At 66.6% G+C, this 14,739-nt stretch carries 15 protein-coding genes; 10 read left to right on the forward strand and 5 right to left on the reverse strand.

All coding sequences use genetic code 11. From position 1 onward, the window contains the following. The first annotated feature begins 5 nt into the window (after window positions 1-5). Genes lpdA through ACTWP6_RS22975 form a run of 3 tightly spaced genes read left to right on the forward strand, consistent with a single transcriptional unit; the run spans window position 6 to window position 2,779 of the window. The gene (gene lpdA, locus ACTWP6_RS22965; RefSeq protein ID WP_443188877.1) at window positions 6-1,400 is read left to right on the forward strand and encodes a dihydrolipoyl dehydrogenase; all 1,395 of its coding nucleotides are present in this window, start codon (window positions 6-8) and stop codon (window positions 1,398-1,400) included. Next, entirely contained in the window at window positions 1,401-1,679 is a 279-nt protein-coding gene (locus ACTWP6_RS22970) for a hypothetical protein (protein ID WP_260756807.1), read from the forward strand. 14 nt (window positions 1,680-1,693) lie between these two features. Beyond that, a complete protein-coding gene (locus ACTWP6_RS22975; protein WP_443188878.1) occupies window positions 1,694-2,779 on the forward strand; it encodes a diguanylate cyclase in 1,086 nt (361 codons plus the stop codon). On the opposite strand, the gene ACTWP6_RS22980 is transcribed toward ACTWP6_RS22975, so the two are convergent. The 3 genes from ACTWP6_RS22980 to ramB all read right to left on the reverse strand — a co-directional run bounded on the left by ACTWP6_RS22980 (window position 2,681) and on the right by ramB (window position 5,764). Continuing rightward, the gene (locus ACTWP6_RS22980; RefSeq protein WP_443188879.1) at window positions 2,681-3,721 is read right to left on the reverse strand and encodes an alpha/beta fold hydrolase; all 1,041 of its coding nucleotides are present in this window, start codon (window positions 3,719-3,721) and stop codon (window positions 2,681-2,683) included. The genes ACTWP6_RS22975 and ACTWP6_RS22980 overlap by 99 nt on opposite strands. Before the next feature lie 64 nt (window positions 3,722-3,785). Continuing rightward, entirely contained in the window at window positions 3,786-4,328 is a 543-nt protein-coding gene (locus ACTWP6_RS22985) for a carboxymuconolactone decarboxylase family protein (protein WP_443188880.1), read from the reverse strand. Then, window positions 4,325-5,764, reverse strand: coding sequence for an acetate metabolism transcriptional regulator RamB (ramB, locus tag ACTWP6_RS22990; RefSeq protein ID WP_443188881.1), 1,440 nt, complete (start codon window positions 5,762-5,764; stop codon window positions 4,325-4,327). Before ramB ends, ACTWP6_RS22985 begins: the two co-directional genes overlap by 4 nt. A 129-nt stretch (window positions 5,765-5,893) precedes the next feature. On the opposite strand from ramB, the gene ACTWP6_RS22995 reads away from it, so the two are divergent. The 4 genes from ACTWP6_RS22995 to ACTWP6_RS23010 all read left to right on the forward strand — a co-directional run bounded on the left by ACTWP6_RS22995 (window position 5,894) and on the right by ACTWP6_RS23010 (window position 10,392). Further along, on the forward strand, window positions 5,894-6,670 hold the full coding sequence (locus tag ACTWP6_RS22995) for an acyl-ACP thioesterase domain-containing protein (RefSeq protein WP_443188893.1): 777 nt from the start codon (window positions 5,894-5,896) through the stop codon (window positions 6,668-6,670). A gap of 265 nt (window positions 6,671-6,935) precedes the next feature. Further along, the gene (aceA, locus tag ACTWP6_RS23000; protein ID WP_443188882.1) at window positions 6,936-8,222 is read left to right on the forward strand and encodes an isocitrate lyase; all 1,287 of its coding nucleotides are present in this window, start codon (window positions 6,936-6,938) and stop codon (window positions 8,220-8,222) included. Window positions 8,223-8,490: 268 nt separating this feature from the next. After that, on the forward strand, window positions 8,491-9,345 hold the full coding sequence (locus ACTWP6_RS23005; RefSeq protein ID WP_260756814.1) for a 3-hydroxybutyryl-CoA dehydrogenase: 855 nt from the start codon (window positions 8,491-8,493) through the stop codon (window positions 9,343-9,345). A gap of 171 nt (window positions 9,346-9,516) precedes the next feature. Beyond that, window positions 9,517-10,392 (forward strand): cyclopropane mycolic acid synthase family methyltransferase, encoded by an 876-nt coding sequence (locus tag ACTWP6_RS23010; protein ID WP_260756817.1) that lies wholly within the window; start codon window positions 9,517-9,519, stop codon window positions 10,390-10,392. Between the two features lie 36 nt (window positions 10,393-10,428). Here the strand turns inward: ACTWP6_RS23010 and ACTWP6_RS23015 are convergent, their stop codons facing one another. Together ACTWP6_RS23015 and ACTWP6_RS23020 are read right to left on the reverse strand one after the other, a co-directional pair. Next, entirely contained in the window at window positions 10,429-11,301 is an 873-nt protein-coding gene (locus ACTWP6_RS23015) for a polyphosphate kinase 2 family protein (protein ID WP_443188883.1), read from the reverse strand. A 4-nt stretch (window positions 11,302-11,305) separates the two neighbouring features. Next, window positions 11,306-12,010 (reverse strand): TetR/AcrR family transcriptional regulator, encoded by a 705-nt coding sequence (locus ACTWP6_RS23020; RefSeq protein ID WP_260756818.1) that lies wholly within the window; start codon window positions 12,008-12,010, stop codon window positions 11,306-11,308. A gap of 84 nt (window positions 12,011-12,094) precedes the next feature. Between ACTWP6_RS23020 and ACTWP6_RS23025 the strand changes: the two genes are divergently transcribed. The 3 genes from ACTWP6_RS23025 to ACTWP6_RS23035 all read left to right on the forward strand — a co-directional run bounded on the left by ACTWP6_RS23025 (window position 12,095) and on the right by ACTWP6_RS23035 (window position 14,716). Continuing rightward, window positions 12,095-13,438: a DUF445 domain-containing protein gene (locus ACTWP6_RS23025; protein ID WP_443188884.1), complete on the forward strand. Its 1,344-nt coding sequence runs from the start codon at window positions 12,095-12,097 to the stop codon at window positions 13,436-13,438. 92 nt (window positions 13,439-13,530) lie between these two features. Continuing rightward, complete coding sequence (locus ACTWP6_RS23030) at window positions 13,531-14,064, forward strand: helix-turn-helix domain-containing protein (protein WP_443188894.1); 534 nt, start codon at window positions 13,531-13,533, stop codon at window positions 14,062-14,064. Then, complete coding sequence (locus ACTWP6_RS23035) at window positions 14,057-14,716, forward strand: heparin-binding hemagglutinin (protein ID WP_260756821.1); 660 nt, start codon at window positions 14,057-14,059, stop codon at window positions 14,714-14,716. The genes ACTWP6_RS23030 and ACTWP6_RS23035 overlap by 8 nt, the downstream gene beginning before the upstream one ends. Window positions 14,717-14,739: the final 23 nt, after the last annotated feature.

Consider the following 14,739-nt stretch of genomic DNA (forward strand, 5'->3'; position numbering starts at 1 on the left):
GAACCGTGACCCACTATGACGTCGTTGTTCTCGGAGCCGGTCCCGGCGGGTACGTCGCGGCCATTCGTGCCGCCCAGCTCGGGCTGAGCACCGCCATCATCGAACCCAAGTACTGGGGCGGCGTGTGCCTCAACGTCGGGTGCATCCCGTCAAAGGCGCTGCTGCGCAACGCCGAACTGGCCCACATCTTCACCAAGGAAGCCAAGACGTTCGGCATCAGCGGCGAGGCCACCTTCGACTACGGCGCGGCGTTCGACCGCAGCCGCAAGGTCGCCGACGGCCGCGTGGCCGGCGTGCACTTCCTGATGAAGAAGAACAAGATCACCGAGATCCACGGGTACGGCAAGTTCACCGGACCCAACAGCATCGAGGTCGACCTGAACGAGGGCGGCACCGAGAGCGTCGAGTTCGACAACGCGATCATCGCGACCGGCTCGAGCACCCGCCTGGTGCCCGGCACCTCGCTGTCGGAGAACGTGGTCACCTACGAGAACCAGATCATGACGCGCGAGCTGCCCGGCTCGATCATTATCGCCGGCGCCGGAGCCATCGGCATGGAGTTCGCCTACGTGCTGAAGAACTACGGCGTCGATGTCACGATCGTCGAGTTCCTGCCGCGCGCGCTGCCCAACGAGGACGCCGAGGTCTCCAAGGAGATCGAGAAGCAGTACAAGAAGCTTGGCGTGAAGATCCTGACCGGCACCAAGGTCGAGTCCATTGAGGACGACGGCGGCCAGGTCACCGTCAAGGTGAGCAAGAACGACAAGTCCGACGAGCTCAAGGCCGACAAGGTGCTGCAGGCCATCGGCTTCGCGCCGAATGTTGAGGGCTTCGGCCTGGACAAGGCCGGCGTCGAGCTGACCGACCGCAAGGCCATCGGCATCGACGACTACATGCGCACCAACGTGCCGCATATCTATGCGATCGGCGATGTCACCGGCAAGTTGCAGCTCGCCCACGTCGCGGAGGCGATGGGTGTGGTCGCCGCCGAGACCATCGCCGGCGCCGACACGCTGGCGCTGGGCGACTACCGCATGCTGCCGCGCGCGACGTTCTGCCAGCCGCAGGTGGCTTCCTTCGGCCTGACCGAGCAGCAGGCCAAGGACGAGGGCTACGACGTGGTCGTCGCGAAGTTCCCGTTCACCGCCAACGGCAAGGCCCACGGCCTCGGTGATCCGACCGGCTTCGTCAAGCTCGTCGCCGACAAGAAGTACGGCGAACTGCTGGGCGGCCACCTGATCGGTCACGACGTCTCCGAGCTTCTGCCCGAGCTGACCCTGGCGCAGAAGTGGGACCTGACCGCCAACGAACTCGCTCGCAACGTGCACACCCACCCGACGATGTCGGAAGCGATGCAAGAGTGCTTCCACGGTCTGGTCGGCCACATGATCAACTTCTAATTGAGAGCCATCTGGGTTGCCGGTGTCGGCGGATTGATCCTGGGTCACATCCTGTGGCTGGCGGGGATCTCCGCGGCCATCTCGTCGTCGAACGTGCCCACCTGGGTGCTGGTCGTCGCTGCTGCGTCGCTGGGCATCGGGCTGATCTCGGCGCTGCTGGCCCGGCGGGCATGGCGGCGTAAGGACCGGCGGTCCGAGATCTGGGCCGCGTTTCTGTGGGGTCTTCCGGTTTCTCCGGTGTTGCTGTCGCTGATTGTGCTTGGTGTGACCTACCTCTAGGCCACAATGGTCCGGTGCGGGACGGGTCGGTCGGCAGTTTGCTACGTCAGTGGTGGGGTCAGAGCGATGACTACCAGTGGCGGATCGATTTTCTGCGGAGCCGCGGACTGCTGTCGGTACTGCGCTGGGTGATCGCCGGTATCGGCGTCACGATGGGCGCGCTGTCGGTCGTGAATGCCTTCGCGCCGCCGGGAGCGGTCGATGCGGTGTTTCGGATCGGCTGGGCAGTGGTGGCCATCGGTTCGCTGGGCTGGGCGGCGCGCTGGGCGTTTCTGCCGTGGCCGACGGCACGGGCCTCGGCCGGGCTGGTGGTGTTCGTCGATGTCCTCATGACGCTGTCGGCGCTGCTTTTCGGTGACCCGAACCTGGCGATGTCGGGCATCACCATCCTGTTGTGCGCGGGCGGCTACGTGGTGTTCTTCCACGGTCCTCGGCTGCATCTGGCCCACATCGGCTGGTGCATCGTCTCGGTCGTGGGCATCGCGGTGTGGCTGGCGTCGGTCAGTGGGGAGTACGGGCTGCAGGTGGCCGTCTCCCGGGCCGTGATCGCGTTGCTGGTGACGGTATGCGTGCTGCCTGCGCTGCAGTTCGGGTTCTGGTTGCTGCAGGGCAGCTCGAAGCAGTCGTTCACCGATCCGCTGACCGAGCTGACCAATCGCCGCGGGTTGGAGGTGTCGATGAAGCGGCTCAACGAGGCCGCGCGTGGTGATGCGCAACTGTGCGCATTGCTGATCGACGTCGACGGTTTCAAGGAGGTCAACGACACCCGGGGGCACGCGGTCGGCGACGACGTGCTGATCCGCACGGCGAGGCGGATCCGCGAGAGTGTGCGCGACGATGCCGTGGTGGTCCGGTGGGGCGGCGAGGAGTTCCTGGTGGTGGACCGGATCCCGGCACCTCAGGCCGAGACGGTCGCAGAGCGGATCCGTTCCGCGGTGTCGGCGCCGGCCGATCCGGCCATCACGGTGAGCATCGGAGTGGCATCGTGCCGGCCGTCCGAGTCAGCCCTTGTCGACGTGATCGTCGCCGCCGACTCGGCCATGTACGAGGCCAAGGCGTGCGGCGGGGACCGCGTCATCGTCACCAACGGGGCGCGCTGACCCGTCGGTCCTCAGGTGGTGCGCCAGGAATGCCAGCACGTCGTCGGCCTTGGCGAAGCCTCCGAGGTGACTCTCGTCGGGCATCAGCAGCAGGTCGACGGTGGGCAGGTGCTCGGCGGCGGCCTGGGCGTCGGCCAGCGAGATGATCGAGTCGGCGTCGCCGTGCCACCAGCGGACCGGCACCTTCACATCGGCGAGCCGGAAGCCCCAGTCCCGGCCGAACAACCGGGCGTCGTCGAGGAGCGCCTGGAACCCGCCGGCGGCGGCGTGCACGATGTCGTCGATGAACATCGCCTCGATCTCAGGGTTGGCGAACACCTGCTTGTCGCCGTCGGGCATCGCCGCGCTCAGACCGCGGTAGGCCAGGTGCGCCAGCGGTATCACCGGGGTGAGCAGCCCCGCGGTGACCCTGGCGAACGGGCGTCGCAGCGCCGAGGTCACCGGGGCGAACCTGCGCGCCAGCTCGATGGGTCCGCTGCAGGTGGCGTCGGGACCCACCGACGGGGTCACCCCGCCCAGGACGGCGACGGCCGCGACGCGGTCGGCCAGTGCCGGCATGCCGGCGCAGGCCAGCGCGAACGGACCGCCGCCGGACAGTCCGACGACGCCGACCTTGTCGGCGCCCAGCACGTCGGCCACATGGGCCATGTCGTCGGCCCAGTCACCGATGCGGTGGTAGCGGTGCGGATCGCTGAGCCCGGAACCGGCCCGCTCGACGAGGACCACCCGCAGCCCGAGGTTCTCGGCCGCGCGTCGCCCGACGATGGGCAGCTGTCTGCGGCCGCCGGGCGTGCCGTGGAACCACAGCACCAGCGGCCCCGACGGGTTGCCGTACTCCGCGTAACCGAGGCGGCGACCGTCGGGCAGGAAGACGGCGCCCTCGGCGCGGGGTGGCGCACAGCGCGGCACCCCGGGCGGGTGGCGCCACGGATTCGACAGCATGGACGCATGGTAGCCGTGGGGTTTACAGCCGTGGCCGGCTATGTCAAAGCGGCGGCTGAGCCGTCTAATCGGGGAAGTCCAGCGGAACCTGCAGGGTGGCGATGGTCGCGGCGAGGCCGTCGTATTGTGCTGCGAGCAGGCAGAATTCGATCAGCTGAGGCCTGGTGTAGTGGGTGGCGAGCGCCTGCCACGTCTCGGCGGAGACCCCGCGGGTGACGACGAACTCGTCGGTGGCGGTGATCAGGACGCGTTCCCTGTCGGTCAGTCCCTCGGCATCGGGGCCGGCGAAGATGCGCGCCTGCATGGTGGCGTCGAGGCCGCGGCTGCGGGCGAGTCTGCGGTGCTGCTGCAGCTCGTACTCGCTGTCGCGCAGGTGCCCGACTCTCAGGATCACGATCTCGGCGTCGCGGCGGGACAGCTTGCCCGCATACAGCAGATGCCCCGACAGCGGCAGCCAGGTCAGGAACAGCAGCCGGTGCTGGCCCAGCACGTTCATCAGGCTGAACCGCGGCCTGCGGATACCGCGGGCGCCGAGCTTGGCGATGGCCCAGTTCAGCGGACCGAGTTGCTTGAACCCGCCGGGCGGGATACGGGCGGGTGTACTCATTGCTGCCTCACCAGATAGGGGGACACGGTCGACCGGTGTTCGTCGATGTCGAGCGCGCGGCCGAGCGCGGGGAACGCCCGCTGCGGGCAGTTGTCTCGTTCGCACACCCGGCATCCGGCACCGATCGGGGTCGCAGGGACATTGGGGTCACCTGTCATCAGCCCCTCCGAATAGACCAGCCGCTGCGCATGCCGCAGTTCGCAGCCGAGGCCGATCGCGAACGTCTTACCCGGCTGACCATAGCGCGACGCGCGCCGCTCCACGGTGCGCGCCACCCACAGGTAGGCGCGTCCGTCGGGCATCTCGGCGATCTGCACCGAGATCTTGCCGGGGTTGGCGAACGTCTCGTAGACGTTCCACAGCGGACAGGTACCGCCGCTGGAGGAGAAGTGAAACCCGGTGGCGGACTGACGTTTCGACATGTTTCCGGCCCGGTCGACGCGGACGAACGAGAACGGCACACCTCTCATCGAGGGTCGCTGCAGCGTGGACAGCCGGTGGCAGGTGGTCTCATAGCTGACCGAGTAGTAGGCCGAGAGCCGCTCGATATCGTAGCGGAACTTCTCGGCCACTTCGTGGAACTGGCCGTAGGGCAGCACCGTGGCGGCGGCGAAGTAGTTCGCCAATCCCATCCGTGCCAGCTTGCGCGACTCCTCGCTGGTGAACTTGCCCTCTTCGACCAGCTTGTCGATCAGTCCACCGCATTCCAGGTAGGCGAGCTCGGCGGCCATCCGGAACACCGTCTGACCCGACGACAGGTGCGCGCCGACCTCCAGGCGCCTGGTCGCCGGGTCGTAGCGGTGCAGCACCCCCTCGCCGAGGTCGATGCGACGAATCACGGTGACGCCGTGGACGAATCGCAGCCGGTCGGTCAGGTCGCCGGCCAGATCGCCGCGGTGCACCCGCATGTCGGCGGTGAGTTCCTCGGCGGCGGTGTCGAGTTCGTGCAGATAGTTCTGGCGTTGGTAGAAGTAGTCGCGCACCTCTTCGTGGGGCATGGAGATGGAGCCGGAGCCCGAGCTTGAGCCGCTGCCGCTTCCCGCGCTGAACCGGTCCTCGGTCGCGGCCGCGAGCTGGGTGGTGGTCAGTTGGTAGCGGCGGTGCAGGTTCACCATCGCCCTCGCCAGCGCCGGGTGGGCGCCGACCATGTCGGCGACCTCAGCCGGATCGACGTCGACGTCGAGGTCCCGATCCATCAGGACCTCACGCAGCTCAGCGATCAGGCGGGTGTCGTCCTGGGAGGCGAAGAACGTCGCGTCCACCCCGAAGACCTCGGTGATGCGCAGCAACACCGGCACGGTCAACGGCCGCACGTCGTGCTCGATCTGGTTCAGGTAGCTCGGGGAGATCTCCAGCATCTGGGCGAGCCCGGCCTGGCTGAACCCGCGTTCGCTGCGGAGTTGCCGGACGCGAGCGCCGACGAACGTCTTGGCCACGGTAGGTCAGCCTAGCCGGGACCTAGCATGGCTGCTAAGTGATAATTCGCAGCGTTGGCAGCGGAGGTCGGTGTGGCAGTATCGACCTTCGTGAGTACCACCCCGGGGGCTACCGGCCTGGCCAAGACAATGATGCCCGTCCCCGATCCGCACCCGGATGTCTTCGACGTCCAGTGGCCGCTGCGGGTCGCCGACGTGGACCGTGAGGGCCGGCTCAAATTCGACGCGGCCACCCGACACATCCAGGACGTCGGCACCGATCAGCTGCGTGAGATGGGCTACGAGGAGACCCATCCGCTGTGGATCGTGCGCCGCACGATGATCGACATGATCGAGCCGATCGTGTTCAAGGACATGTTGCGGCTGCGGCGCTGGTGTTCGGGCACGTCGAACCGGTGGTGCGAGATGCGGGTGCGCATCGAGGGCCGCAAGGGCGGACTCGTGGAATCCGAGGCGTTCTGGATCAACATCAACCGGGAGACCCAGGGCCCGGCGCGCATCTCCGACGACTTCATCGAAGGCCTGCGGCGCACCACCGGCGAGAGCCGTCTGCGCTGGAAGCCGTATCTGAAGCCGGGCAGCCGGGACGACGCCGAGCACATCCGGGATTACCCGGTCCGGGTCAGTGACATCGACATCTTCGACCACATGAACAACTCCGTGTACTGGAGCGTCGTAGAGGATTACCTTTACTCGCAGCCGGAGCTGATGAAGGCGCCGCTGCGGGTCACGATCGAGCACGACCTGCCGGTGGCGCTGGGCGACAAGCTGGAGGTCATCCGGCACGTCCACCCGGCGGGTTCCACCGACAAATTCGGCGAGGAACTGGCCGATCGGACTGTTACAACGCTCACATACGCCGTGGGCGAGGAGACCAAGGCCGTCGCGGCGATCTTTCCGGTCTGATCGTCGCTGCCAAACAGTACGGGCGTACTGACCTGCGCGAATTCGCTACTGGTCGGTAGCTTCTGAACCGGTTCAGGTCGTTCCGTCTTCGCGAGATTTGCAACTTGGCAGAATTGCTTGGCGGAAATTCGCAGGGGAAACGGGTGGACCTGCGATAACAGCTTCGGGCATCCTCGGATTAGCAAGCCAGCGAAATGCTGGAGCGTTAACAAGGCGCCGAGGTTCACAGAGCCTTTGCAATTTGCAACAACCGAAGGAGCAGCCGATGTCGACTGTTGGCACGCCGAAGTCGCCCGAGCAGATTCAGCACGACTGGGACCACAACCCCCGCTGGAAGGGCGTCACCCGCACCTACACCCCGGCCGACGTCGTCGCCCTGCAGGGCCACGTCGTCGAGGAGCACACTCTGGCCCGTCGCGGCGCCGAGGTGCTGTGGGAGCAGTTGCACGACATGGACTTCGTCAACGCGCTCGGCGCGCTGACCGGCAACATGGCCGTCCAGCAGGTGCGCGCCGGCCTCAAGGCCATCTACCTGTCCGGGTGGCAGGTCGCCGGCGATGCCAACCTGTCCGGCCACACCTACCCCGACCAGAGCCTCTACCCGGCCAACTCGGTGCCGCAGGTGGTACGCCGCATCAACAACGCGCTGCTGCGTGCCGACGAGATCGCCAAGGTCGAGGGTGACACCTCGGTGGAGAACTGGCTGGCCCCGATCGTGGCCGACGGTGAGGCCGGTTTCGGTGGCGCGCTGAACGTCTACGAGCTGCAGAAGGCGATGATCGCCGCCGGTGTCGCCGGATCGCACTGGGAGGACCAGCTGGCCTCGGAGAAAAAGTGCGGCCACCTCGGTGGCAAGGTGCTGATCCCGACCCAGCAGCACATCCGCACCCTGACCTCGGCCCGCCTGGCCGCTGACGTGGCCGGGGTTCCCACCGTCGTCATCGCCCGCACCGACGCCGAGGCCGCGACGCTGATCACCTCCGACGTCGACGAGCGCGACAAGCCGTTCATCACCGGTGAGCGCACCGCCGAGGGCTTCTACCGGGTCAAGAACGGCCTGGAGCCCTGCATCGCCCGCGCCAAGGCCTACGCGCCGTACTCCGACCTGATCTGGATGGAGACCGGCACCCCGGACCTGGAGCTGGCCAAGAAGTTCGCCGAGGGCGTCAAGAGCGAGTTCCCGGACCAGATGTTGGCCTACAACTGCTCGCCGTCGTTCAACTGGCGCAAGCACCTCGACGACGCCACGATCGCGAAGTTCCAGAAGGAGCTCGGCGCGATGGGCTTCAAGTTCCAGTTCATCACGCTGGCCGGCTTCCACGCGCTCAACTACTCGATGTTCGATCTGGCCTACGGCTACGCCCGCAACCAGATGAGCGCCTACGTGGACCTGCAGGAGCGCGAGTTCGCGGCCGAGGAGCGCGGCTACACCGCCACCAAGCACCAGCGCGAGGTGGGCGCGGGCTACTTCGACCGCATCGCCACCACGGTGGACCCGACCAGCTCGACCACCGCGCTGGCCGGCTCGACCGAAGAGGGCCAGTTCCACTAAGCTAAGCCCCTTGCTCGCGAGCGTGCGTGCCTGCAGGCGCCACGCCGTGCAAAACGCAGATAACGTGCACGCTCGCGACGAACGCGTACGCGAGAAGCGTTCGCAGCGAGCTTGACAGCGCAGACCCCGCCCATGAATCTTGGGCGGGGTCTGACGCGTGTCGGCGCGAAATAACCTGTACGCGTACAGAAGCGGGACACCGCGAGCCAGGGAAACCGCGGACTTCCCCAACAGAGGACTTCCCGCACGTGAGGAGGACGAAGGACAGATGAGCATCGAACGCGTAGGTGTGGTCGGCGCCGGCCAGATGGGCTCGGGAATCGCCGAGGTGGCGGCCAAGGCGGGCGTGAACGTCGTGGTCTACGAGCCCAGCGAAGAGCTCGCGAACGCGGGCCGGGACCGCATCACCGCGTCGCTGGAGCGTGCCAGGGCCAAGGGCAAACTGGCCGCCGACGACTTCGAGGTCACGCTCGCCCGTCTGACGTTCAGCTCCGACCTGTCCGACCTCGCCGACCGCCAGCTGGTCATCGAGGCGATCGTCGAGGACGAGGCCGTCAAGGCCAAGGTCTTCGCGCAGCTTGACGAGGTGGTCACCGACCCGGAGGCGGTGCTGGCGTCGAACACCTCCAGCATCCCGATCATGAAGATCGCCGCCGCGACCAAGAACCCGAGCCGCGTGCTGGGCCTGCACTTCTTCAACCCCGTGCCGGTGCTGCCGCTGGTCGAGCTCGTCAACACGCTGGTGACCTCCGACGAGGCGATCGCGCGGGTGGAGCGGTTCGCCGGCGAGGTGCTGGGCAAGAAGGTGGTGCGCTGCGGGGACCGGTCGGGCTTCATCGTCAACGCGTTGCTGGTGCCCTATCTGCTGTCGGCCATCCGGATGGCCGAGGCCGGGGTCGCCACCGTCGAGGACATCGACACCGCTGTCGTGGCCGGGCTCTCGCACCCGATGGGGCCGTTGCGGCTGTCCGACCTGATCGGCCTGGACACCATGAAGCTGATCGCGGACTCGATGTACGACGAGTACAAGGACCCGAACTTCGCCCCGCCGCCGTTGCTGCAGCGCATGGTCGAGGCCGGACAACTGGGCAAGAAGTCGGGGAAGGGCTTCTACACCTACTGACCCACCGAATCGCGATATGCGTACCGCCGGCGACTTCGCTAGGCTGCGTAGCCGAATATTGACGCGCCGGTTCAGAAGGTAGCCGGCACTGCGGTAGGGCACGTATGCGGCCCGCCCGGGTGTCCGCTGCGTTCTCGGCCGGCGGACGAACCGCAAGGGGTTGCCTGCCGCATGTCGAACGCTGTATCTGATCTGTCGCCGTACTACGAGGAATCGCAGTCGATCTACGACGTGTCCAACGAGTTCTTCGCGCTCTTCCTCGGGCCGACGATGGGGTACACGTGTTCGTATTTCGAACGCGACGACATGACGCTCGACGAGGCGCAGATCGCGAAGTTCGACCTCGCACTGGGCAAGCTCAACCTCGAGCCCGGAATGACCCTGCTCGACGTCGGTTGCGGCTGGGGCGGCGCGCTACGCCGCGCCGTCGAGAAATACGACGTCAACGTCATCGGTATCACGTTGAGCCGCAATCAGTTCGAGTACAGCAGGGCGCTGATGGCCGGTCTCGACACCGACCGCAACGCCGAGGTTCGGCTGCAGGGCTGGGAAGAGTTCGACGAGCCCGTCGACCGCATCGTCTCGATCGGTGCGTTCGAGGCGTTCAAGGCCGAGCGCTATCCGCTGTTCTTCGAGCGGGCCTACGACATCCTGCCCGCCGACGGCCGCATGCTCCTGCACACCATCCTCGCGCACACGCAGAAGTTCTTCCGCGACAACGGCATCAAGCTGACGATCTCGGACCTGAAGTTCATGAGGTTCATCGGCACCGAGATCTTCCCGGGTGGGCAGTTGCCCGCGGTCGAGGACATCGAGAAGCTCGCCGCCGGGTCCGGGTTCACGCTCGAGCGCACCCATCTGCTGCGGCCGCATTACGCGCGCACGCTCGACATGTGGGCCGCCAACCTGGAGGCCAATCAGCAGGAGGCCATCAGGTTGACCTCGCCGGAGGTCTACGAGCGCTACATGCACTATCTGACGGGCTGTGCCGACTTCTTCCGCCGCGGCATCACCAACGTCGGGCAGTTCACCCTCGTCAAAGGCTGAGGCCCCGGCGACCTCCGACAGCGCCCACGTCGGCGATCAGGCCGAGGCCAGCCGCTTCTTCTCCGCCTTGACGTCGAAATGCGGTGGCGGCCAGGACATGTTGAGGCGCTTGAGCGCTTCGATCAGCAGCTCGGTGACAGCCAGCCTGCTGTACCACTTCCGGTTGCACGGCACGATGTGCCATGGCGCGTACTGCGTGGAGGTGCGATCCAGCATTGCCTGGTAAGCCTCCTGGTAGGCCGGCCATTTCAGGCGTTCGTCGATGTCGGCCGGGTTGTACTTCCAGTACTTGTCGGGCCGCTCGAGCCGTTGCGCCAACCGCTTCTTCTGTTCGTCGAGCGAGACGAACATCGCGACTTTGACCAATGTGGTTCCACTGTCGACGAGTTCGCGCTCGAACGCGTTGATCTCGTCATAGCGCGGCTCCCACACGTCGGGCGGCACCAGGTTGTGCACGCGCACGATCAGCACGTCCTCGTAGTGCGACCGGTCGAACACCCCGATGTGCCCGGCCTCCGGAAGCGCCCTGCGGATCCGCCACAAATAGTGATGTGACAGTTCCTCAGCCGTCGGCTTGCCGAAGCTGCGGTACTGCACCCCTTGCGGGTTGCAGCCGCCCACAACATGTTTGACGATTCCACCCTTGCCGGCAGTATCCATTCCCTGAAGGACCAGCAGCACCGAGCGGGTGTCCCCGGAACGGCTGTTGGCGTAGAGCATCTCCTGCAGCTCGGCGAAGCGGGTGTTGCGCTCGGCCTGCAGGGTCGGTGCGTCGGACTTCGAGCCGCGGAAGCCGGGGGTGGCGGCGGCGTCGATGTCGGCCACCTTGTCTCCCGGGCGGAACGCGAGGTAGTCGTGGGGTTCATGGCTCCACAGCGACGGCAGATCGTCGGGCTCAGGAAGCGTCATGCCTCTAGTCAAGCAGCCGGGAGGGCAGTTCCGGCGAAGGATGGGGACTCTGGCGGAACCTGTCCAGCGACCCGTTCACCTCGACGATGCCGCACAGCGCGCTCCACGACAGCATCGTCAGGTAGTCGATCAGTTCTTCGGCCGTCATCCGCGGGTTCGACATCCACGAGTGCGTGGCCAGTTGCACCCCGCCGACGATGTGAAACGCCCACGGTTCCGCACCACCGGTGTCCATCCCGGCCGTGACCATGCGCCGGCGCAGCATCACCGCGAGCATCCGCGCGATGATCTGCTCGGAGTCGGCGACCGCCTTGCTCTTGCTGGCCGAGTTGTTGGCCATGACGAACCGGTAGGGCTCCGGCTCGGCCGCGACGGTCTGGACGTAGACGCGGATGATCTCGCGGGTCAGGTCGTAGCCGTCCAGACTCGACGAGAGTGCGGCTGCCATATTCGGGATCAGCGTGGTCTGCGCGAAGCGCATCATCACCGCGGTGGTGAGGTCGTTCTTGTCGACGAAGTAGCGGTACAGCACGGTCTTGGAGACGCCGATCTCGGCGGCGATCTCATCCATGCTGACGTTGCTTCCGAGCCGGCGGATCGCCTCCAGGGTGCCGTCGACAAGCTCATTTCGGCGCTCGACCTTGTGCTGGTGCCAGCGCCGTTTCCGTCCGTCGGTTTTGACCGCCACCGGCGGGGATTGTTGTGCCACGTTCGCGGTGATCCGTTCCCTAAGTCCGTCTCGATAATACGGTGGCCGGCCGTCGCCGGTTGCCCGCGCGGGGATGATGGGGGAGTGGCTAACCGACTAGACGCCCCCGACAACCGGCACGTCGGCGCGCGTCCGAGTTTCGCCGAGGCGATCGCCGGCGCAGATTCCGCGGCGGACGCCGAACGCAAGCGCTCGTTGCGGCGCATGAAGCTCGTCGCGCTCAGCTTCCTGCTGGGGGCCAGCGTGGTCTTCCTGCTCTGCACGTGGGCGCAGTCGCGGGGGGCGGCATCCGGGGGTGCGGCCCCCTGGATCGGATATGTGCGCGCGGCGGCCGAGGCGGGCATGGTCGGCGCCCTGGCCGACTGGTTCGCGGTGACCGCGCTGTTCAAGCATCCGCTGGGCATCCCGATCCCGCACACCGCGATCATCAAGCGCAAGAAGGATCAGCTCGGGGAGGGACTCGGCAGCTTCGTCCGGGAGAACTTCCTGTCCCCGGCCAACGTCGAGACCAAGTTGCGCGACGCCGATGTGGCGGGTCGGGTGGGCAAATGGCTGTGTGAGCGCAACCACGCCGAGCGGGTGGCCGCCGAGACCGCGACGGTGCTGCGGGTGCTGGTCGAGATGCTGCGCGACGAGGACGTCCAGCAGGTGCTGGACCGGATGATCGTCAAACGCATCGCCGAACCGCAGTGGGGTCCGCCGATCGGCCGTGTGCTGGCCAGCCTGCTGGCCGAAGGACGCCAGGAGGCGCTGCTGCAGCTGCTGGCCGACCGGGCGTTCCAGTGGTCGCTGAACGCCGGTGAGGTGATCGAGCGGGTCATCGAACGTGATTCGCCGACGTGGTCGCCGCGGTGGGTGGATCACCTCGTCGGGGACCGCATCCACCGCGAGCTGATGGACTTCACCGACAAGGTGCGCCGCGATCCCGACCACGAACTGCGCCGCTCGGCAACCCGGTTCCTGTTCGAGTTCGCCGACGACCTGCAGCACGACGATGTGACGATCCGCAAGGCCGAGAACGTCAAAGAGCAGATCATGGCCCGCGACGAGGTGGCCCGGGCCGCCGAGACCGCGTGGACCGCGGCCAAGAGGATCATCCTCGAGTCTGTGGACGACCCGTCGTCGTCACTGCGCACCCGCATCGCCGACACCGTGATGCGCCTCGGGGAGTCCTTGCGCGACGACGCGGAGCTGCGGGAAAAGGTCGACAACTGGCTCGTGCGCGGCGCTCAGCATCTGGTCGGTGAGTACGGGGTGGAGATCACGACGATCATCACCGACACCATCGAACGTTGGGACGCCGACGAGGCCAGTCGCCGGATCGAATTGCATGTCGGCCGTGACCTGCAGTTCATCCGTATCAACGGCACCGTGGTGGGTTCGCTGGCGGGCCTGGTCATCTATTCGGTAGCCCAGCTACTCTTCTGACCTGCGCTAACTAGTGCTTGCAAAAGTTAGCACTCCGCCGTACGGTGGCAGATGTCGGTAATCGGATAACCCACCGCGCGAGGGGGCAACCCATGTCGCAGGATGAGAATCTTGCCGCTGTCGTGTCCAACGCCGCACAGGACATCGGCTCGTTCATCCGGGTGCAGCGCGAAGCTGCACAGGTGTCGGTACGGCAGCTGGCCGAGAAGGCGGGCGTCTCCAACCCGTATCTCAGCCAGATCGAGCGGGGCCTGCGGAAACCGTCCGCAGATGTGCTCAACCAGATCGCCAAAGCACTGCGGGTTTCGGCCGAGGTGCTCTACATCAGAGCCGGAATCCTCGAACCGAGCGAGACGAACCAGGTTCGCGACGCCATCGTCACCGACACGGCGATCAACGAGCGGCAGAAGCAGGTGCTGCTCGACATCTACACCTCGTTCTGCCAGCAGAACGAGGCGTCCCTCGCCGAAGCGAACACAGCAGCGGACGCGGCGCGAGGGGACAGTGTCAGCGACGCAGACGAGGAGCCCGCAACTGAACAAGACAAGAGCCCTCTAGAGATCCCCGAGACTCCGCAATCCATCACAGAACTCAACCTTGAAACGGAAGGACACAGCCATGGCTGAGACCAAGAACCAGCTCGACATCGACGACCTGAAGGCCCCCTTGCTCGCCGCGGTGGGTGCCGCCGACCTGGCTCTGGAGCGCGTCAACGAGATCGTCGCGACCCTGCGTGAGCGTGCCGGCGACGCCCGCACCGACGCCGAGAGCCGCGTCGAGGAGAGCCGGGCCCGGATCACCAAGCTGCAGGAGGATCTGCCCTCGCAGTTCGGTGACATCCGCGGCAAGCTGACCTCCGATGAGCTGCGCAAGTTCGCCGAGGGCTACGCCGAGGCGGCGCAGACCACCTACACCAAGCTCATCGAGCGCGGCGAGGCGGCCATCGAGCGGCTGCGCAGCCAGCCGGCGCTGGAAGAGGCCGCCAGCCGGGTCGAGGGGTACACCGACCAGGCCGTCGAGCTGACCCAGGAGGCGCTGGGCAACGTCGCGTCGCAGACGCGCGCGGTCGGCGAGCGCGCCGCCAAGCTGGTCGGTGTGGAGCTGCCCAAGAGGGCCGAGTCGGCCGCCGAGCCGGTGAAGAAGGCCGCCGAGAAGGCGCCCGCCAAGAAGTCTCCGGCCAAGGCGACTTCGGCCACCTCGGCCACCCCGGCCAAGAAGACCCCGGCCAAGAAGGCTCCGGCCAAGAAGGCCGCCGCCAAGAAGGTCACCCAGAAGTAACGACACCACCGCGTAAGCGGTGG

Source organism: Mycobacterium sp. 4D054 (assembly GCF_052245755.1).
GTDB lineage: Bacteria > Actinomycetota > Actinomycetes > Mycobacteriales > Mycobacteriaceae > Mycobacterium.